The organism is Methylobacterium sp. A52T (assembly GCF_053346095.1).
This window is the reverse complement of sequence record NZ_JBKFBI010000073.1, coordinates 1-19429: the sequence shown is the minus strand read 5'-3', so window position 1 is coordinate 19429 and position 19429 is coordinate 1. Positions and strand designations below refer to the sequence as shown.

Here is a 19429-nt window from a genome sequence, read left to right as displayed (position 1 = left end):
CGCGAGCGGAGCGAAGCGATCCGGCCAGCGCCACGATCCCGGACGTCCCGCTGCCCTGGGTCGCTGCGCTGCGCACGTGATGACGAAGGGCGCGACAGCCGCCGAAGCGGTCGATGGGAAACGGTATCAGAGCCCCAGGGCGCCGCCGTCCGAGCGCGGGTCGTGGGTTGCCTCGATCCGCCCGTTCCGGGGATGGCGGACCAGCATGCCGGCATGGCCGAGCGAGTCGATGTACGAGCCGCCGAGCTCCTCGATCTCGTGGCCGAGCCGGCCGAGGGCCGCGATGCGGGCCGGATCGAACCGGTCCTCCACCTTCACGCTGAGGGAGGGCGCGCCCCACGTGCGCCCGTAGAGCAGGCGCGGGGCGTCGACCGCGTCCGCCACCGACATCCCGTAATCGGCGTAGCGGGTGAAGATCTGGGCCTGGAACTGCGGCTGCCCGTCGCCGCCCATGCTGCCGTAGCTCATCACCCGCCCGTCGTCGAAGGCAGCGAGCGCCGGGATCAGGGTGTGGAACGGACGCCGCCCCGGCTCCAGGGGATTCACGGCCTTCGGGTCGAGGGAGAACGACATGCCCCGGTTCTGCCAGCAGATGCCGGTGGCGGGCAGGACCGTCCCGGAGCCGTACTCCCAGTAGACCGACTGGATGTAGGAGACGGCGAGGCCGTCCTTGTCGATCACGCCCATCCAGACCGTGTCGCCGTGACCGGGATCGGGCAGGGGCACCCGGGCGGCGCGGCCCATGTCGACGAGCGCGGCCTCGCGGGCGAGCCGGTCCGGGGTCAGGAAGGTGGCGGGGTCGTGCCGCAGGCGGGCGAAATCGGTGATGACCCGGTCGCGGATCGCGAAGGCCCGCTTCGTCGCCTCGATCAGCCCGTGGTAATGGGCAGTGGTCTCGGGCTCGGCGATGTTGAGACGGTCGAAGATCCCGAGGATCAGGAGCGCCGCGAGCCCCTGGGTCGGCGGCGGGAAATTGTAGAGCGTCGCGTCGCGGCGGCGGATCGACAGGGGCGCCCGCTCGACCGCCGCGAAGGATTCCAGATCCGCCCGGGTGACCGGCGCGCCGAGGCGCTCCAGGTCGGCGGCGATCTCGCGGCCGATATCGCCGCGGTAGAAGTCGCCGAGGCCCGCATGGGCGAGCTGCTCCAGGGTGGCGGCGAGCAGCGGGAGGCTCCGGGTCTCGCCGGCCGGGAACGGCTTGCCCTCCTTCAGAAACGTCCGCGCGAAGTTCGGGGCGTCGTGGAGCGTGTCGAGTTCCTGGGGCACGTAGCGCGCCTCCGACGGGGAGACGGGCACGCCGGCCCGCGCCTGCGCGATCGCGTCGGCCAGCAGGGTCTCCAGCGGGAGGCGGCCGCCCAGCGCCCGCGCCAGCTCGAGGGCGAGGCGCCAGCCGCCCACCGCGCCCGCGACCGTCACCATCGCGTCGGGGCCGCGGGCGGGGATCGCGTCGTAGCCCTTCTCGCGGTAGCGCGGGATCGTGGCGAGGCGCCCGGCCGGACCGCAGGCCTCGATGCCGCGCACCCGCCCGCCGCGCTCGCGCACGAGCCAGAAACCGTCGCCGCCGATGCCGTTCATGTGCGGGTAGACCACCGCGATGGAGGCGGCCATCGCCACCATCGCCTCGATGGCGTTGCCGCCCTGCGCCAGGACGGTCTGGCCGGCCTGGGCGGCGAGGCTGTGGGGCGCGGCGACGGCGGCGGACGTGAAGACGGGGGTCTCGGGCATCGACGGTCCTGTGGTGTACCGGCCGCAGGGTTAGGCGAGCGCGCGGCTCCTGCAAAGGTCGAGCGTGTTCGACCAGCACGCCGTGCTATTCTGCGGCCTGTACTGTCGCCGACTAGCGGGCCATGGTCCGGACGCTCATAGCCTCGTTTGCCCTGGCCCTGTCGGCCGTGCCCGCCGCGGCCCAGCAGCACGTACCCTCGGTCTTCGAGGGCGCGGGCGCCGATCCGCGCGTCTCGGTCTCCCAGCCGGAGACCACCAGCCAGGCCTCCGGCGGCTACGTCCGCTCGGTCGAGCCCTCTCTCGGCCCGCTCGGCGATCCGCTGGGGGTTCGCCCGGTCCTGAAGGAGCAGGGCATCGAGTACAGCCTGACCTACATCGTCGACGTGCTCGGCAACCCGGTCGGCGGCCTGCGTCAGGGCGCGATCGTCGAGGACCGCCTCAACCTGCGCCTCAACCTCGACCTCGACCGGCTCGCGGGCTGGCAGGGCGCGACGGTCCACGCCAACGCCTACTTCATCCACGGCACCGGCCTGTCGCGTTACTACGTCGGCAACCTGCTCACGACGAGCGTCATCGAGGCGCTGCCGTCCACGCGGCTCTACGTGCTCTGGCTTGACCAGAGCCTGATGGACGGCCAGCTCGGGATCCGGATCGGCCAGCAGGCCGCCGATACCGAGTTCTTCGTCAGCCAGACCGCGACCCTGTTCGTGAACTCGACCTTCGGCTGGCCGGCCATCACCGGGCTCGACCTGCCGAGCGGCGGCCCGGCCTACCCGCTCGCGGCGCCGGCGATCCGGGCCAAGTACGTGCCGGGCAACGGCTTCTCCCTGCAGGTCGGCCTCTACGACGGCGATCCGGCCGGCGCGAACCGCCCCGGTCGGGATCCGGAGGCGCAGCGCCTCGACCGGACGGGCACGAATTTCCGCCTGCGCGATCCGGCCCTGATCATCGCCGAGGCCACCTACGCGTACAACATCGCGCCCGGCGCCCGGGGATTGCCCGGCGACATCACCCTCGGCGGCTGGCAGCATTTCGGCCGGTTCGACAGCCTGCGCTTCGACATCACCGGCGTGCCGCTGGCCGACCCGAACGCCACCGGGATCGGCCGGCCGGTGCGCGGCAATGCCGGCCTCTACGCGATCTACGATCAGACCCTCTACCGGGAATCCGGCAAGGACGACGAGGGCCTGGGCTTCTTCGTGCGCGCGGCGTGGTCGCCCACGCGTTCGAGCCTGATCGACGCCTACGTGGATACCGGCCTCGCCTACAAGGGCCTGTTCGAGGGGCGCGACGACGACACGATCGGCCTCAGCTTCGCGTACGCCCGCATCGGCGACGACGCCCAGCGGGCCGACCGGGACACGATCCTCTACACCGGGATGCCGATGCCGCGCCGCCGCGCCGAGGCGGTGATCGAGGCGACCTATTAGGCGGTGGTCGTGCCGGGCTTCACGGTGCAGCCCGACGCGCAGTACGTCATCCGGCCCGGCGCCGGCATCGCCGGTCCGGACGGGCGCCGGCTGCGCAACGCGGCGGTGTTCGGCCTGCGCGCGACCGTGCAGTACTGAGCCGGCCTGCGACCGCGGCACCCGGAACGCTCCCGGGCCTCCGCCTCTTTCAGCAGCATGTTGATTTTCGAGTGGGTCGTCGGCGTCCTGTTCGGCGCCGTCCTCCTGGCCGGCGTCGCGCGCCGGCTCGGTGCGCCGTATCCCGCCTTCCTGGCGCTGGGCGGCGTCGGCCTCGCCTTCGTGCCCGGCGTCCCGAACCTGCGGCTCGATCCCGAACTGGCGCTCGCCCTGTTCCTGGCCCCGGTCCTGCTCGATGCCGGGTTCGATGCCTCGGTGCGGGACCTGAAGGAGAACTGGCGCGCGGTGCTCGGGCTCGCGGTCGGGGCCGTGGCGGTGACGACCGTCGCGGTCGCGGTCGTGGCGCGGCTCGTCGTGCCGGACATGCCGCTCTCCGCCTGCATCGTGCTCGGCGCCGTGGTCGCGCCGCCCGACGCTGTGGCGGCTCTGGCCGTGCTCAAGCACGCGCCGATGCCGCACCGGCTCGCCACGATCCTGCGCGGCGAGAGCCTGCTCAACGACGCGGCCTCGCTGTTGATCTACCGGCTCGGCGTGACGGCCGCGATGGCCGGCACCTTCCACCCGGCGGAGGTGGCGCCGGCCTTCCTCCTGGGCGTGGTCGCGAGCCTCGTCGTCGGCCCCTGCCTCGGCCTGCTGTTCGTGGCCGTGACCCGGCGCGTGACCGATCCGGCGAGCGCGATCGTGCTCCAGTTCGTCGCCGCCTTCGGGATCTGGCTCGCCGCCGAGCGGCTGGAGCTGTCGGGGGTCCTGACCATCGTGACCTTCGCGGTGACGGTCGCCCGCCGGGCACCCGGCGTCACCGCGCCCCGCGCCCGGGTGATCTCCTACGCGGTCTGGGACACGGCGGTGTTCGTGCTCAACGTCCTGGCCTTCGTGCTGATCGGCATCCAGATCGACCCGATCCGGGACCGGTTGAGCGGCGCGGACGCGTGGCAGGCGCTGATCCTCGCGGGCGCGACCTTCGCCACCGTGGTGCTGACCCGCCTCGCCTGGGTGATGCCGACCACCGGGATCCGCGGGTTCGGCCTCCGGCAGGCCGGCGCCCCGGCGCGGCTGGGCCCGGGGATCGCCCTGTCCTGGGCGGGCATGCGCGGGATCGTCACCGTGGCGGCCGCCCTGGCGCTGCCCGCCGAGTTCCCGCACCGGGATCTCGTGGTGGTCACTGCCTTCGTCACGGTGCTCGGCACCCTGATCGTCCAGGGCCTGACCCTGCGGCCGCTGCTCGCCCGTCTGCGGCTGGAGGACGACGATCCGGTGGGCCGCGAGACCGGATGGGCCCGCGCGGCGGCCTACGAGGCCGCCCTGGAGAGCCTCGCCGACGCCGAGAACGAGCCGGCGACCGACGCCCTGCGCGCCGAGTTCCGCGCGGCCCTCGCGGAGGCCGAGGCGCACGACGAGGGTCTGGCGCCGGAGAGCCTGCCGGCGGATGCCGCGCGGCGGCGCGCCGTCGAGGCCGCCCGCGACGCGGTGCTCGCCCTGCGCCGCCAGGGGCGGATCGGCGACGACGCCTACTACCTGCTGGAAGAGGAATTCGACTGGGCCGAGCTCAGCGCGACCCCGCGCGCGGAGACCTGAGCGCGCCCCGTCAGACGCCCTTGCGCGCCGCGATCCGGGCCTCGATCGCGTCCCAGACGGCGACCGACAGGTCGGGGCCCCCGAGCCGCTGGATCGCCCGGATGCCGGTGGGGGAGGTGACGTTGATCTCGGTGAGGTGCCCGTCGATCACGTCGATGCCCACCAGGATCAGGCCCCGCCGCGCCAGTTCCGGGCCGATCGTGGCGCAGATCTCGCGCTCGCGGTCGGTCAGCTCGGAGGCGGAAGCGGCGCCGCCGCGCACCATGTTGGAGCGGATGTCGTTCGCGGCCGGGACGCGGTTGACCGCCCCCATCGGGACGCCGTCGACCAGGATGATGCGCTTGTCGCCCTCGGTGACCCGGTCGAGGTAGCGCTGCACGACCCAGGCCTCCCGGAAGGTCGTGGCGAACAGGTCGAACATCGAGCCGAAATTCGGGTCCTTCTCGGTGACCTTGAACACGGCCGCGCCGCCGTGCCCGTGCAGCGGCTTCATCGCCACGGTCCCGTGCTCCAGCCGGAAGGCCTCGATCTCCGCCTTGTCGCGGCTGATCAGCGTCGGCGGCATCAGCTCGGGGAAGTCGAGGACGAACAGCTTCTCGGGCGCGTTGCGCACCTCGAAGGGATCGTTGACCACGAGGGTCCCCGGATGGATCCGCTCGAGCATGTGGGTGGCCGTGATGTAGGCCATGTCGAAGGGCGGGTCCTGGCGCATCAGCACCACGTCCGCCTCGGCGAGGTCGATCCGCTCCGGCGGCGCCAGGGTGAAGTGCGCGCCCTCGACGTCCTGCACTCTCAGCCGCTCGACGCGGGCCGTCACGCGCCGGCCCTGCATCGAGAGCCGGTCGGGCGTGTAGTAGACGAGCGCGTGCCCCCGCCGCTGGGCCTCCAGCAGCAGGGCGAAGGTGGTGTCACCCGCGATCCGGATATTCTGGATCGGGTCCATCTGGACCGCGACGGTCAGGCTCATACCAAACGCCCCTCGCCAACGGCGGGCAACTCGACCGGGTCCCGTCTCAATCGTCGGACAGGGACTTGCTGCCCGTGCGCTTATCGTAGTCGCCGATCGCCGCCCGGCATTCCGGAGACAGGCGCTTGCGGTTGCGCATCATGCAGCGATCCGCGTCCTGGCTGTTCGGATCGACGCCCGCGCAGAGGCGGAAATAGTCGTTCGCGCAGCCGAGCTGCAGGCCCTGATCCTCCCGCTGGGCGTAGGCGGGGCCGGCGGTCAGCGCGAACAGCGCCAGCGCCGCAGTAGCCACGCCGCGGCGGCGGAAGGCGCGCAGGGATCGTTCCGGAACCAGTCGCATTCAGCGGTGTCCTCAATCTCGATCGGGCGGAGAGCCGACACGGCGGTCCCGCGATCGCCCGTGCCCGGCATATCGGTCGGGCCGGGCGGTAGGCAAGCGCCGAGGGTCCCGACGGGTTCCGCGCGGCAACGTCGCGGCCACGCTTCGTCGCGGTGTGGCGCGCGGGTCGCACGGCGCCACCGCCCGGCGGGGCCGTCCGCACATAAGAAGGCCCCGTCCGGATCGGACAGGGCCTCAAGTCGAAGGGAGGAAACGCCCGCCATGGGCGCGAGCACCCACGCAATTCACGCGCCAACTCCCGCCGGCACCGCGATTCCCGCCCGGAGCCCGGAAAGACTCCGTTAACCACGTCGTGCTGGATTGTTTCGGTAGCCCTTGCCGACGCCCTCCGAAGGGCCCGGGCCAGATGCTCGGACCGCCGACAGGAGCCGGAGACCATGACCCTTATCAAGCCGCTGGAGACCGGCGAAGCCCGTTCGCCGACGCCCGCCGCCGATCCGGTGCGCCGCGCTGCCCATACCCCGTCCGCCACCCTGATCCCGTTCCCGGGCGCGGAGGCGCGGCGGACCTGCCGGATCCCGCGCTCCGGCGAGCGGCGCGGCGAGATCCTCCTGTTCCTCGGCGTGCGCTACGAGCGCCTCGCGTCCTGAGGACGTCCCCGCGCATGTCACCCCGGCCGCGCGACACCACCGACGGTTCTCCCATGTCAGCCCCGGATCGCCGGCAGCCCGACCGCGCGCGCACCGCGCTGCGCCTCGCCCCTGCCGGCGCCGCGTTGGCCCTGCTCGCGGCCTGCACCCAGAGCGGCGATTTCGGCCGGCCGCGCACGGGGGTCTGGAACGGGCTCATCGACACGACGGGCAGCTTCAGCACCCGGGATCGCGGGCGCCTCCTCGATTCCGGCCTCACCGACGACGAGCTGACCCTGCGCGACCGCGCGTGGCGGTTCGTCGCGCCCGCCAGCAACTTCACGGCCTTCCAGGACACGGTGTTCGGCCTCGCCAGCGCCCACGCGCTCCCGCCGACGTGGCGCTACGAGGAAGTCGGCGCCTACTACGAGGCCCTGACGGCGGAGCCGTCCCGCTCCCCGGTCTCCCGCTACCGGAAGCTCAGCGACGACGCGACCGCCGACGCCCGGCTGATCCCGCTCTTCGTGGCGCTGGCCGCCCGCGTCATCGACGCGGATGCCGCTCGCCTGCGCAGCCTGCCCTTCGCCAAGACCCTCGACGACGCCGCCGTGCGGGATGCCGTCCAGCGGGTCGCCGAGAATCGCTGTCTGATCGCCTGGGTGCGCTTCGAGGCCGGCCTGCGGCTCGCCCGCTACCGGTTCGCGCTGGAGCACCTGTTCGCGGCCGCGCCGGCCCCGGAATCGGTCTCGGCCGAGCGGTCCATCCTGATGCTGGCCGCGCGCCGCAACCTGCTCGACCCGCTCCTGCCACCGGACGCCGCGGCCCGGTGCGGCCTCGGGCCGGCTCCGCTGCCGCCCCCGCCGCCGGTCGCGCAGGCGGAACCGCTGGTGGTCAAATACTGAGCGCTGAAGGCCGCCCCGGGATGAAGGTCGTGCCGCGCGGATGGCTGGAGGCCGGACTCCGCCGGATCTAGTACTTCAGCCCGGTGTCGCAGAGGACGGTGACGGCGGTCGCGTCGCGGGGGAGACGCCCGGACGACAGCAGCGCGACCGTCGCCGCGACGTTGGCCGCCGCCGAGTAGCCGACATGCAGGCCCTCCCGCGTCGCCAGGGCCCGCCGCCACTCCTCGGCCGCCGCGTCGGTCACCGGGATGGACAGGTCCATCAGGCCGGCCGTCCAGTGCGGCGGGACGCTGCCGTAGCCGGTGCCCTGGATCAGGTGCCGGTGCTTCGTGACCGGCGATCCGCCGAGGGGCTGACAGCCCGCCGGCTCGACCGCGGCGCAGATCAGGGACGGGTTGCGCGCGCGCAGGGCCGCGGCCACGCCGAGGAAGGTCGCGCCCGTGCCCACGGCCGCCACCCAGGCATCGACCCGGCCGGACGCTTGCGCCCAGATCTCCGGTCCGGTCGTCTCGCGATGCGCGCGCAGACCCTCCGGCGCGTGGAACTGGTCGACGTAGAAGCCGCCCCGCTCGGTCGCGACGCGCTCCGCCGCGTCTGCGGCCGCCCGCACGTCGGCGCCGGTGACCTGACCCGGGACGCCGTCAACCTGCGGCACCCGCACGACCTCCGCCCCGAGCGCCTCGAGCATCCGCACGCGCTGCAGACTGTTGCCGGCCGACATCGTGACCACGAGCGGGTGCCCCAGGGCCGCGCAAGCCACCGCGAGGCCAGCCCCCATGTTGCCGCTGGTCATCTCCACGACGGGCGCCCCCGCGGCGAGGCGGCCGTCCGCGCGCGCGGCCAGCAGGATGGCGCGGGCGGCGCGGTCCTTGACGCTGCCGCCGGGCTGCATGAACTCGGCCTTCGCGAGGATGCGGCCCGGACCGGGATGGGCGCGGTTGAGGGCGAGGAGCGGCGTGTTGCCGATCAGATCGAGGGCGGATCGCGTGATCCCGGCGACCGAGGACGGCATCGTCGCGGCGGCTGCGGTCATCGCGTCGGCGGGGCCGGCGCCGCCACCCGGGAGAACGCGGGGCCGCGGGGGCTCGGCACCGGCCGACCGGCGCCGCGGACCCGTGCGGCGCCCTCGCTCAGCGTCCCGCTCCCTTGCCGGACGCGTCCTTGCCGGGCGCGTCCTTGCCCGCGGACGCATCGTCCGTCGGCGTGTCGGTGGTGCAGGAGACGGCTTGGACGGCGGCGTTGGCGGCGGGCCTCTGGCTCGGGAGACCGGCGATCACCCGCACCACCACGAAGCCGCGTGCGTCGGGCGCGACGATGCGCACGTCGCGGCTCGGATCGTTCTCGTCGTCGTCGGCCAGCGCCTCGTCGTACTGCGCCCGGGTCAGGATCACGAGATCCAGGGCGCCGCGGACCGCGGCCTGATCGGTCACCGCGTAGAACGCCCCGCGGCGGGCATGCGCGGCGAGCGAGAGCGACAGCGGTCCGGTGCGGGCCGAGACGCGCATGGGTCCGTCCGCGAGGTTGTAGGCGCAGACGCCCACGGCGACCGCCGGATCCGGGATCGGAAGCCACGCCTCGGGCGGGGAGGGGTCGTCGCCGGTCGCGACCGCGTAGATCGATTGCGGATGGTCCAGGTTCTCGCTGGTGCGGGCGCGCGAGACCGCGTCGGCCTCCGACAGGGCGGGGATCGCCAGGACCGCCGCGATGTGGACGATCCCGGCGAGCACGAGGCCGATCAGCGTGGCGTAGACGAAGCGCAGGCTCACGGGGCGCACCCCACGCGGGTGATGGCCGGCACGGAACTCCGGTCGAGGGACCCGACGCTGGCGGCGACCGGCGTGTCGTACAGGCGCAGGGCGAGGCGGACCGGCCCGCTCGCCCGCGGACTCGGGAGCCAGTTGCCCGGCTGGACATGCGGCGCGAGCGTGATCGTGAAGCGCCCGTCGGCCGTGCGCAGCACCTCCGTGGAGGTGAAGCCCTCGCGCAGGGGCGCGCGGCCGGGTTCGCGCGCGCCGCGCCCGGCGACCGTGACGGTCCAGGCGCGGGCGGGCGGCGTCGCGCCGCCGATCCGGTACGTGCAGGTCGCGTCGAGCGCCTGCCCGGAATCGTCGACCGCCGCGGTCAGAAGCAGGCCCTCGCCGACCGCGAGGGGGATCTCGCCGCGGCGCGCGTTGACGGCACGGGTGTAGGGATCGGCATTCGCCGCGCCGGCCCGCGGCCACGCGGTCCAGGCGCCGACCTGCACGCCGCCGAACGGGTAGCCGCCGCTCGTGGCCCAGTCGGCGCTGGCGAGTCCCAGGACGGCGCCCAGCGCCAGGGTGTAGGCGGCGAGGCCGGCGATCGAGCTCTTGCGCCAGAGGCGCAGGACGAAGCGCGCAGCGCCGTTGCGTGGGGCGCCGGCGAACACGGAGGTCCGTCCGAGCGCCTCGGGGATCGTGAGCTTCATGCGCTCACCGCACCTCGGTGAAGCCGCCGACCGGGCGGGCGCCCTCGGCGACCTCGCGCAGCTGACCCGACGGCGGCACCGCCGCCCGGTCGCCGGGCTTCCGGCCGGTCCTCGGCGCGTTTCCGGCGCCGGCAGGCGCGTCCGCGGCCGAGCCGGGCGCGCGCTCGACGGTGCGGAACAGGCCGTTCAGGCCGCTGATCACCTCGAAGGAGCGGCGCGAGAGCTTGCCGTAGGCGCTGGCATTGGGATCGGTCGGCGCGGTCGGGCCGCCGGAGGCCTGCTGCTGGGCGGCGCGCGGGCTCTCCTTCAGGCCGGGCAGGCCCTTGATCTCGATGCCCTGGTGGGCCGGCTCCATGACGTCGTGCCAGAGCTGGGCCGGGAGGGAGCCGCCGGTGAGCTTGTTGGTCGAGGTGTGGTCGTCGTTGCCGAACCAGACGGCGCCGACGTAATTGCCGGTGTAGCCGACGAACCACGCGTCCCGGTAGGCGTTCGTCGTGCCGGACTTGCCGGCCACCTTCACGCCCTCGAGCTGCGCCCGCTTGCCGGTGCCCTCCTCGACCACCTTGTTGAGCATGAAGTTCATGTCCGCCACGACCTGGGGCGAGAGCACCCGCTCGGGCGCCTCGTCGGCGTGGCGGTAGATCACCTCGCCGGACGAGTTCTTCACCTCGATGGCCGCGTAGGGCTTGGCGCGGAAGCCGCCGTTGGCGAACACCGCGTAGCCCGCCGCCTGGTCGATGACCGTCACCTCGTCCGAGCCGATCGGCATCGAGACCGTGTCGATCAGGTTCGAGGTGATGCCCATCTTGTGGGCGAGTTCCGTGATCTTCGCGCGGCCCGCCTTGGCGGCCTTGGCCTCGTGGCTGATGCCCATCGCCTTGCCGAGGGCGATGGAGATCTTGATCGGGATCGTGTTGATCGACTTCGCCACCGCGAGCCACATCGGAACCCGGCCGGCATAGGAGCGGCCGTAATTCTGCGGGCACCAGTTGCCGATGCAGACGGGGCTGTCGACCACAGTCGTGTCGGGCTTGAACAGCCCGGAGGCGAGCGCGGCCGAGTAGACGTAGGGCTTGAACGAGGAGCCGGGCTGGCGCAGCGCGTCGGTGGCGCGATTGAACTGGCTCTCGCCGTAATCCGCGCCGCCCACCATGGCGCGCAGCGCCCCGTCGGGATCGAGGATCACCATGGCGGCCTCGTCCACGTCGTAGGCGTCGCCGGATTTGCGCAGGATGTCGGCCACCGCCTCGTCGGCCCGCTTCTGGATCGCGAGGTCCAGCGGCGTCTTCACGGTCAGCACGCGGTCGTTGCGCAGCTTGCCTGCGTCGGCCATCGCCCTGATCTCGCCGAAGGCCCAGTCGAGGTAGTAGTCGGCGGTGATGTCGCGGGTGCGCGTCACCGGCGTCGCCGGGTTGCGGAGCGCCGTCTGGATCTGGCCCTCGGTGACGAAGCCCGCCTCCACCATGTTGTGCAGCACGTCCGCCGCCCGCGCGCGCGCCGCCGGCAGGTTGACGTGCGGGGCGTACTTGGTCGGCGCCTTGAACAGGCCCGCCAGCATGGCGGCCTCGGCGAGACTGATGTCCTTGAGCGGCTTGCCGAAATAGTAGTCCGCCGCCGCCACCGCGCCGAAGGTGCCGCCGCCCATGTAGGCGCGGTCGAGGTAGAGCTTCAGGATCTCGTTCTTGGTGAGATGGCTCTCGAGCCACAGGGCCAGGAACGCCTCGTTGACCTTCCGCTCCAGGGAGCGCTCGTTCGTCAGGAACAGGTTCTTGGCGAGCTGCTGGGTGATCGAGGACCCGCCCTGCGTGCCGTTGCCGCCGCGGGAGTTGTTCACCAGCGCCCGCAGCGTGCCGATCGGGTCGATGCCCCAGTGCTCGTAGAAGCGCCGGTCCTCCGTGGAGACCAGCGCCTTGATCATGATGTCGGGAAAGTCGTCGAGCTTCAGCGAGTCGTCGTGCTTGATGCCGCGCCGCCCGACCTCCGTGCCGTAGCGGTCGAGGAAGGTGACGGCCAGATCCTGCTGCTTCAGCCAGTTCTCGCTGGTGAGCTGGAAGGCCGGCTGCGCCAGCGCGAGCATCAGGATGGCGCCGCCGGTCCCGATCGTCACTCCCTCGCTCGTCAGGTCGAGGGCGACGCGCTTCCAGCCGCGCACCGCGAAGCGGCTCATGACGCGCTGGAAGCGCTCGTAGGCCTGACCCGTGGACTGGCCGCCGTCGTACAGGCTCGCGTTGACCCAGGCGTCGAAGGCGAGGGCGGCGCGTTCGAGGCGGACCTTGATCTCGGTGAACGTCGGCAGGCGCACGATGTCGAACCCGGCTTGTCGAGCGCCTCTGCGGCGGATCCTGGCGGCGGATGGTCGGGCGCCCGCGCCGCGGACACGAACCCTGCGCCGGCGCCACCGCACGGCATCCGACGTCCATAGCAGGATCCGGAACCGGCGGCGAGGCTCTGCGCAGTCTCGTGATTCGCCGCGGACGAGCTTGGCCTTAACGCGCGACGGGGCGATCCGGTCGCATGGTGGCCGTCGGCGGCCACGCTTGCAGCGGTGCCGCGCCTCGGGCAGAGAGGCGGCTTCCCATCCGAGAGACTTTCCCGATGCACAAGCCCGAGGCGCCGCGCCGCGGGGCGGTCGAGCCGTTCTGGCGGACCAAGACGCTCGAAGCCATGACCCCGTCCGAGTGGGAGAGCCTGTGCGACGGCTGCGGCCGGTGCTGCCTGATGAAGCTCGAGGACGAGGATACCGGCGAGGTCCACCACACCGATATCGGGTGCACCCTACTCGACGGCCTCACCTGCCGGTGCCGCGACTACGCGCGGCGGCAGAAGCGGGTGCCCGACTGCGTGCGCCTGACGCCGGAGGCGGTGCGGTCGATCGCCTGGCTGCCACCGACCTGCGCGTACCGGCTCGTGCGCGACGGGCAGCCGCTCTACCCGTGGCACCCCCTGGTCTCCGGCCGGGCCGCGAGCGTGCACGAGGCAGGGATCTCGGTCCGCGGCCGGCTCGCCGGCAACGAGGAGGAATTCGCGGAGGACGAGTTGCCGGACCGGATCGTGGCTTGGCCGGGCCTCGATCCCGGCGCGGTGTGAAACGATCGCACCGGACGCCCCCTCGAGCGATCGGCCGAGATCGCGAGCCTCGGCCGGTACGCCCTAGCCGGCCCCGGCGTGCCGGCCGAGCAGCCGGCCTCCGGCCAATCCGTTCGCCGCGATCACGATGGCGACCGCCGCCGCGTGGAACAGCAGGTCCGTGGCGGTGGCGTCGTGCGGGTGGACCGGCATCAGCAGCGCCGCCGCCGCCGCCGCGACCGCCAGCCCCCCGAGGGCGGCCGTGAGGTTCGGCCGCAGCGGGCAGGCGCGCCGCAGCATCACGACGATCAGCACGGACAGCGGCACCGAGACGCAGATCAGGAAGCTGAAGCAGCCCGTGATCGGGTGCTCGCCGTGCATCTCGGCCCCCGGCGCGATCCAGTCGCGCAGGCAGCCCAGACCGCTCGCGCCGATCCAGAGCGCGAAGGGCGGCAGCGGCAGCAGCGCCCAGCGGCCGGACCGTCCCGGCACGCTGGTGGCGAAGGCCGCGTAGGCAGCCGTGATCGCGGTCAGCACGGCGCCCACCGCCGCGAGGGCCAGATCCGGCACATGCATGCGCAGCATGAAGCCGCCGGTCCCGACCCAGGCGGCGAGGACCACGCCGAGCACCAGCGTCACGCCGAGCCAGAGGGCCGCGCGGGCCTCCGGGGCCGGCAGCGGCCGCACGGGTTCGAGCCCGCCCGCGAGCTCCTCGACGAGCCGCTCGTGGCGGGACAGGTCGCCGCCGGCCCAGTTGCTCCCCTCTCCGGGCATCACTCCCGCTCCTGCGTCAGGCTGGCCCGGAGCGCCTTCAGCGCCCGGTGCAGGTTCACCTTGAGGGCCCCCTTGCTGCGGCCGGTGAGGGCGGCGGTCTCGTCGAGCGACAGCTCGCGCAGGCCCAGGTGCTCGACCGCCTGACGCTGGCCGTCGGGCAGGGCCGCCACCGCCCTGGCCAGAGCGGCAGCCCGGTCCCGCGCCTCCAGCCCGTGGCCGGGGGCCGGCCCCGGATCGACCTCCGCCTCGTATGCCAGCGGGTCGTTGACCTCCCGCGGGCGCCGCCCGGCGCGGCGCAGCCGGTCGATCGCCCGCCGCTGGGTGATGGCGCGCAGCCAGGGCAGGAACGGCCGGGCCGGATCGTAGCTCGCCCGGGCCCGGTGGACGGTCATCAGCGCGTCCTGCACGACATCGTCCACCGCCTCGCCGCGCACGCCCTGCGCCCGCGCGATCGCCGAGACCACGGGCAGACAGGCCTTCAGCAGCGCGCGATAGGCGGCCGCGTCGCCGCCCTGGGCCGCCGCCATCAGGGTCGCCAGTTCCTGTTCGAGCGCCATCCGGGCTCCGCCGTCGTTCCGTCCCCCGGCACGCGGCGTGTCTACCCCACGGTCCGATCCCGACGCCAGCACCCAGCCGCGCGCGGGCATCCCGCCCGGGACGGCGAGGATCATCGCACGGCCTCCCGGACCGTCGCGGCGTGCGACGTTGCGGGAGACGCGGCAAGGCGCGCGGCGCCCAGGATCCGCCCGTCCTCGGACTGGAGCAGCAGGGCCGCCGTCTCGCCCTCGGGACGCGCCGACGCGAAGGTCGCGGCGGAGCCGGACCAGCGCCCGAGGTCGCGCACCGACCGGACGATGTTGGCCTGCTCGATGGTGCGCCCGGCATTCTCGCCGCGCAGCACGCGGGTGGTGTGGCTCGGATCGTACCCGATCAGGAGGACGCGGCCCGCGGCGCCGCCGGCCCCGGCACCGATCTGCGCGACGACCTGCTCGCCGTCGCGGGCCAGCGTCACGGGAATGCCGGGCCCGGCCTGCCGGGCGCGCGCGATCGCGGCGCGCAGGCCGGCCTCGTCGGACCCGACCAGCCCGACCTGCCCGTCGATCACCGCCTGCGGCGTGTAGGTTGGTCCGCCGAGACGGGCCGCATAGGCCTCCTGGCGGGCGGTGGCGGCCGGCAGGGCGTAGCGGTCGCGCCAGTCGAGATGGTTCCAGTAGGTGACGTGGAACGCGAGCGGCAGGACATCGCCCTGCGTCCCCGCCGGCTCGCGGGCGAGGCGGCCGATCAGCGCCTCCGCGGGCGGGCAGGAGGAGCAGCTCTGCGAGGTGAACAGCTCGACGACGACGGGGCGCTCCGCCGCGTCGGCCGGGTAGAGGCTGTCGCAGAGCAGGGCGGCGGCGATCAAGAGGGCAGGGCGCATGGCCGGAACTCCCGCACGCCGGCGGTTCGGATCCGGCGTACCGGCTCCTTCGGCGGCGGCGCGGCGGCGGTTACACCGGCGGCGCGAGCTCGAAGGCGTCGACGTCGCGCAGCAGGGCGACGAAGGCCCGGGCTCCGTGGTCGAGCGCCGCGCGGCCCGCCTCGGCCGTGCCGAGCCGCGCGTCGCCCATGGCGCCCGAAGCCTGGAGATCGCCGGCCTTCCACGCGAAGGCGGCGGGGCGGCCGGCGCGCAGGTGGGTGAAGTCGCGGATCATCGACAGCGTGCGCGGCGGGAAATCCGCGACTTGGTCGGTCCGGACGAGGTCCGGCCGCAGGGCCAGCATCAGCGCCGTCTCGATGCCGCCGGCATGGATGCCGTGGGCGATCTCGTTGGCCGGGAACAGACCCTCGGGATAGCCGAGCCGCGCCCAGGATGTCGTGACCGCGACCATGCCGAACCGGGCGCGCAGCTCGCCCGCCACGAGATCGATGAGCGCGCTGTTGCCGCCGTGGCTCGTGACGATCACCAGCTTGCGGCAGCCGGCGCGGTGGACGGCCGCGCCGATCCCCGTCCAGGCGGCCAGCGCCGTCCCGGTCTCCAGGGAGAGCGTGCCGGGAAACGCGTCGTGCTCGTCGGACTTGCCCACCGGCTGGACCGGCAGCAGCAGCACGTCGAGATCCGCCGGCACGCCTTCGCGCACCCGGGCGAGGTAGCCCTCGGCGATCACGGTGTCGGTCGCGAGGGGCAGGTGGGGACCGTGCTGCTCGACGGCGGCCACAGGCAGGACGGCGATCGCGCGACCCATGTCCCGTCGGGTGAAGTCTTCGGTGGTCAGCTCGGACCAGAACTGCGCCGTCATCCCTGCCGCGGCCTCCGCCTGCCCCGCATGCGGCGGGTCCGGAAAGCGATCTAGCCGGCAGGCCGGCGCCGAGTCGACCGTCGCGCCGGCGATCCTTCCTCGGACAACCGATCCCGCGCCGCCCCGGATCGCGTCAGGCGAACAGCGCGTCGATGTCGTCCTGGGAGGGCATGGCGTCCACGGCCTGCGGGCCGTTCAGCATGAGGTCCTCAGCCCGGGTCCGCCGGGCACGCTCGGCGGGATCCATGGAGGCCGCGTCGCGGGCCTTCACGGCACCGACGAAGCGGGCGAGGCGCTGCTCGAACAGGCGCAGGGACTCGACCACCTTGGCGATCCGCTGGCCGGTGATGTCCTGGAACGCGCAGGCCTCGAAGATCGTGTTGATGCGCTCCTCGACCGCGTCGCGGTAGCCCGGCCCGTCGGGCAGACCGAGCATCGCCTCGGCGGCCTCCATGATCGTGTTGGTGGCGCCGGCGGTCGCCTCCACGACGCTGCCGAGCTCCTCGTGCGCCATGGGGATCCGGTCGCGACTCATCTCGTTCGCGCGCAGCGCCCCGATCTCCTCGCGGAGATGGGCGATGTAATCCGCGATCTCGATCAGCTCGGAGATCACGGTCTGCGGCTCGCGAAGCCGCAGATCGGGCTGCCGTGCGGCGGCTGACGACATGCTCTCCTCCTCGGATCTGTGGCCGTCCTGACCGGCCACGCCACGTCTCGGCGTCCGGCGGCGCGGGAGCGATCCGTCCGGACGCGCGGTGGTCGAAGACGGGAGGCCGGTCAGCTGCCGCAGACCGCCTCGATCTTCGACTTCAGCGTGGCCGCGTTGAAGGGCTTCACGATGTAGTTGTTCACGCCGGCCTTCTTGGCCGCGATCACGTTCTCGGTCTTCGATTCGGCCGTCACCATGATGAACGGCGTCGTGCGAAGATTTTCGTCGGCGCGCACGTGGCGGAGCAGCTCGTAGCCGGTCATCGGCTCCATGTTCCAGTCGGAGATGACCAGCCCGTACTTGCGACCCTTCAGTCGTGCGAGCGCTTCGGTCCCGTCGGAAGCGTCGTCGACCTCCTCGAAGCCGAGCTGCTTCAGTAGATTGCGAATAATGCGGACCATCGTCTGGTAATCGTCGACAACGAGGATCGGCATGCTCAGGTCGAGAGCCATCGAACAACTGCTCCGTATTGCCCGGCGGGAAGCCGCGGCGGCTCCCGGATAGATTAACGCTTCGCTAACGCTGCAATTTAGCTGCGCTGCACAGCATTTCAAATAGGGCATGCGCATTGCGAAGCCGTTAATCGGCGCGGGCGGCGCATGGCCGCCCGCGCGGCGTCGCCTCGCTTGACCCTCCGGGCGCCTTTCGGCAGGGTCCGGCCGCGTCGGGCCCCTCGCGGACATGTCAGGCGACCCTATCCGACCCTTCCGAGCACTCGACCCGAACCGATGGCCACAGGCGACGACACGGCCGCGCGACCCTTCACGATCTGCCGCGCCGACGCCCCCGTCCCGCCGGCCCTGGCCGGGGCCGTGGCGGCGATCGGCAACTTCGACGGCGTCCATCTCGGGCACCGGATGCTCGTCGACAGCGTGCGCGCCGCCGCCCGCGCGGCCGGCCGGCCGTCCGCGATCCTGACCTTCGAGCCGCACCCGCGGGCCTACTTCACGCCCGACGCGCCGATGTTCCGGCTGACCGGCCTCGCCGCCAAGGAGATTGTGTTCGCGCATCTCGGCCTCGACGGGCTGATCGTGCGCCGCTTCGACGGGGCCCTGGCCGAGACCGGCGCCCGCGCCTTCGTGCTCGACTTCCTGAAGGGATCCCTGGGCCTGTCCGGCGTGGTCGTCGGGCACGATTTCCACTTCGGCCGCGGCCGCGAGGGCACACCCGCGATCCTGGCCGACCTCTGCCGGGAAGCGGGGATGAGCTGCCGCATCGTGGCGCCGGTCGCCCTCGGCGACGAGACCGAGCCGGTCTCCTCCAGCGCGATCCGCGCGGCCCTCGCCGCCGGCGACGTCGCCCGCGCCAACGCGCTGCTCGGCTACCGCTGGTTCGTTCTCGGCGCGGTCCGCCACGGCGACAAGCGCGGCCGCCAGCTGGGTTTTCCCACCGCCAACGTGATGCTGCCCGATTGCGGGCTCGCGCACGGCATCTACGCGGTGCGGGTCCGCCTGGCCAAGGGCGCGTCCCGCGACGGCGTGGCGAGCTACGGCCGCCGCCCGACCTTCGACGACGGCGCACCGCTGCTGGAGACCTACCTGTTCGACTTCTCGGGCGATCTCTACGGGCAGGACATCGCCGTGGAGTTCGTCGGCTACATCCGCGGCGAGGAGCGGTTCGCCAGCGCCGAGGCGCTGGTCGAGCGCATGCATGTCGACGCGGCCGCGGCCCGGACCATGCTGGCGCGGGATGAGACACCGTCGATGCTGACCTGAGCCCCGCGGGCATCGCGGCGCGCGCGGATCGTGTAGAAGGCACCATCGAGCAGGAGGCGGACGTGCTGGGTCGTTACGAGCGCGCGAACAACGGCGAGGCGGTCGTCGAGTACGGCGACGGCACCATGCGGGTGGTCAAGCCCGGCAGCTTCGTGCGCTGCGCGGTGACCGGCGAGCCGATCCCGCTGGACGCCCTGCGCTACTGGAGCGCCGCCCGCCAGGAGGCCTACGTCTCCCCCGAAGCGATCCTCAGGCGGCTGAAGGAAGCCGGCCGCCCCTGAGGGTCACGGCGCGCCGAGCGCGCCGCGGATCTGCCGGCGCAGGGCCTCCGCGTCGTCGAGCGCGAGGCGGACGCGCAGCACCCGCACGCCCGCCGCGAAGGCCGGCGGCAGGCGCACCGCGTCCTTCTCGGTGGTGACGAGCGCGGCGTCGAGGCGCCGGGCCGCCTCGGAAAGCGCCGCCAGCTCGCGCGCCCGGTAGGGATGATGGTCGGGGTAGGGGCGCGTCCCGACGATCACCGCCCCCGCCTCGGCCAGGGTCGCGAAGAACTTCTCCGGGCGGCCGATCCCCGCGAAGGCGAGGCAGCGGCGGCCGGCCAGACCGTCCGTCTCCGGGACGAGGCGCGCCCGGTGGACGGGCAGGCCGCGCCGCGCGGCCGCCCGGGCGACCGCCTCGCCCGCGGCCCCGTCGCCGACCACGATCAGGCCGCCGACATGCGG

General features: G+C 73.2%; 20 protein-coding genes and 1 pseudogene. 7 read left to right on the top strand and 14 right to left on the bottom strand.

Annotated elements, in window-relative coordinates:
• Positions 1-126: 126 nt before the first annotated feature.
• Positions 127-1725, bottom strand: coding sequence for a gamma-glutamyltransferase family protein (locus ACLBYE_RS17885; protein WP_447695213.1), 1599 nt, complete (start codon positions 1723-1725; stop codon positions 127-129).
• A gap of 122 nt (positions 1726-1847) precedes the next feature.
• On the opposite strand from ACLBYE_RS17885, the pseudogene ACLBYE_RS17880 reads away from it, so the two are divergent.
• Positions 1848-3293: pseudogene (locus tag ACLBYE_RS17880) on the top strand (carbohydrate porin).
• A 57-nt stretch (positions 3294-3350) separates the two neighbouring features.
• Entirely contained in the window at positions 3351-4886 is a 1536-nt protein-coding gene (locus ACLBYE_RS17875; RefSeq protein ID WP_447695212.1) for a cation:proton antiporter, read from the top strand.
• Between the two features lie 10 nt (positions 4887-4896).
• Here ACLBYE_RS17875 and gshB read toward each other — a convergent pair whose 3' ends face one another.
• Positions 4897-5853 carry a glutathione synthase gene (gshB, locus tag ACLBYE_RS17870; RefSeq protein WP_447695211.1) on the bottom strand — a complete coding sequence of 319 codons (957 nt, stop codon included), beginning with the start codon at positions 5851-5853 and terminating at the stop codon, positions 4897-4899.
• Positions 5854-5899: 46 nt separating this feature from the next.
• On the bottom strand, positions 5900-6193 hold the full coding sequence (locus tag ACLBYE_RS17865; protein WP_447695210.1) for a hypothetical protein: 294 nt from the start codon (positions 6191-6193) through the stop codon (positions 5900-5902).
• 437 nt (positions 6194-6630) lie between these two features.
• On the opposite strand from ACLBYE_RS17865, the gene ACLBYE_RS17860 reads away from it, so the two are divergent.
• Complete coding sequence (locus tag ACLBYE_RS17860; RefSeq protein WP_447695209.1) at positions 6631-6843, top strand: hypothetical protein; 213 nt, start codon at positions 6631-6633, stop codon at positions 6841-6843.
• A 53-nt stretch (positions 6844-6896) separates the two neighbouring features.
• Entirely contained in the window at positions 6897-7724 is an 828-nt protein-coding gene (locus ACLBYE_RS17855; protein WP_447695208.1) for a hypothetical protein, read from the top strand.
• A gap of 67 nt (positions 7725-7791) precedes the next feature.
• Here the strand turns inward: ACLBYE_RS17855 and ACLBYE_RS17850 are convergent, their stop codons facing one another.
• The 4 genes from ACLBYE_RS17850 to ACLBYE_RS17835 all read right to left on the bottom strand — a co-directional run bounded on the left by ACLBYE_RS17850 (position 7792) and on the right by ACLBYE_RS17835 (position 12472).
• Complete coding sequence (locus ACLBYE_RS17850) at positions 7792-8757, bottom strand: PLP-dependent cysteine synthase family protein (RefSeq protein ID WP_447695207.1); 966 nt, start codon at positions 8755-8757, stop codon at positions 7792-7794.
• Positions 8758-8854: 97 nt separating this feature from the next.
• Positions 8855-9499 carry a DUF1254 domain-containing protein gene (locus ACLBYE_RS17845; RefSeq protein WP_447695206.1) on the bottom strand — a complete coding sequence of 215 codons (645 nt, stop codon included), beginning with the start codon at positions 9497-9499 and terminating at the stop codon, positions 8855-8857.
• Positions 9487-10170 carry a DUF1214 domain-containing protein gene (locus tag ACLBYE_RS17840; RefSeq protein ID WP_447695205.1) on the bottom strand — a complete coding sequence of 228 codons (684 nt, stop codon included), beginning with the start codon at positions 10168-10170 and terminating at the stop codon, positions 9487-9489. The genes ACLBYE_RS17845 and ACLBYE_RS17840 overlap by 13 nt, the downstream gene beginning before the upstream one ends.
• Before the next feature lie 4 nt (positions 10171-10174).
• The gene (locus ACLBYE_RS17835; protein ID WP_447695204.1) at positions 10175-12472 is read right to left on the bottom strand and encodes a transglycosylase domain-containing protein; all 2298 of its coding nucleotides are present in this window, start codon (positions 12470-12472) and stop codon (positions 10175-10177) included.
• A 293-nt stretch (positions 12473-12765) separates the two neighbouring features.
• Here ACLBYE_RS17835 and ACLBYE_RS17830 point away from each other — a divergent pair, with 293 nt between their 5' ends.
• Positions 12766-13257 (top strand): YcgN family cysteine cluster protein, encoded by a 492-nt coding sequence (locus tag ACLBYE_RS17830; RefSeq protein WP_447695203.1) that lies wholly within the window; start codon positions 12766-12768, stop codon positions 13255-13257.
• A 63-nt stretch (positions 13258-13320) separates the two neighbouring features.
• Here ACLBYE_RS17830 and ACLBYE_RS17825 read toward each other — a convergent pair whose 3' ends face one another.
• From ACLBYE_RS17825 to ACLBYE_RS17800, 6 genes are all read right to left on the bottom strand, one after another.
• The gene (locus ACLBYE_RS17825; RefSeq protein WP_447695202.1) at positions 13321-14010 is read right to left on the bottom strand and encodes an NrsF family protein; all 690 of its coding nucleotides are present in this window, start codon (positions 14008-14010) and stop codon (positions 13321-13323) included.
• Positions 14010-14567, bottom strand: a complete 558-nt coding sequence (locus ACLBYE_RS17820; protein ID WP_020093690.1) for a sigma-70 family RNA polymerase sigma factor — start codon at positions 14565-14567, stop codon at positions 14010-14012. Before ACLBYE_RS17820 ends, ACLBYE_RS17825 begins: the two co-directional genes overlap by 1 nt.
• A gap of 110 nt (positions 14568-14677) precedes the next feature.
• Complete coding sequence (locus ACLBYE_RS17815) at positions 14678-15427, bottom strand: DUF1223 domain-containing protein (RefSeq protein ID WP_447695201.1); 750 nt, start codon at positions 15425-15427, stop codon at positions 14678-14680.
• A 70-nt stretch (positions 15428-15497) separates the two neighbouring features.
• Positions 15498-16286 carry a creatininase family protein gene (locus ACLBYE_RS17810; RefSeq protein WP_447695200.1) on the bottom strand — a complete coding sequence of 263 codons (789 nt, stop codon included), beginning with the start codon at positions 16284-16286 and terminating at the stop codon, positions 15498-15500.
• A 133-nt stretch (positions 16287-16419) separates the two neighbouring features.
• The gene (locus tag ACLBYE_RS17805) at positions 16420-16953 is read right to left on the bottom strand and encodes a protein phosphatase CheZ (protein ID WP_331313860.1); all 534 of its coding nucleotides are present in this window, start codon (positions 16951-16953) and stop codon (positions 16420-16422) included.
• A gap of 110 nt (positions 16954-17063) precedes the next feature.
• A complete protein-coding gene (locus tag ACLBYE_RS17800) occupies positions 17064-17447 on the bottom strand; it encodes a response regulator (RefSeq protein WP_012317888.1) in 384 nt (127 codons plus the stop codon).
• A 276-nt stretch (positions 17448-17723) separates the two neighbouring features.
• Between ACLBYE_RS17800 and ACLBYE_RS17795 the strand changes: the two genes are divergently transcribed.
• Both ACLBYE_RS17795 and ACLBYE_RS17790 read left to right on the top strand, forming a co-directional pair.
• Positions 17724-18710: a bifunctional riboflavin kinase/FAD synthetase gene (locus ACLBYE_RS17795; protein WP_447695199.1), complete on the top strand. Its 987-nt coding sequence runs from the start codon at positions 17724-17726 to the stop codon at positions 18708-18710.
• A gap of 62 nt (positions 18711-18772) precedes the next feature.
• On the top strand, positions 18773-18991 hold the full coding sequence (locus tag ACLBYE_RS17790) for a DUF2093 domain-containing protein (RefSeq protein ID WP_447695198.1): 219 nt from the start codon (positions 18773-18775) through the stop codon (positions 18989-18991).
• Positions 18992-18994: 3 nt separating this feature from the next.
• On the opposite strand, the gene ACLBYE_RS17785 is transcribed toward ACLBYE_RS17790, so the two are convergent.
• The coding region (locus tag ACLBYE_RS17785) for a tetraacyldisaccharide 4'-kinase (protein ID WP_447695197.1) at positions 18995-19429 on the bottom strand (435 nt) is incomplete at its 5' end.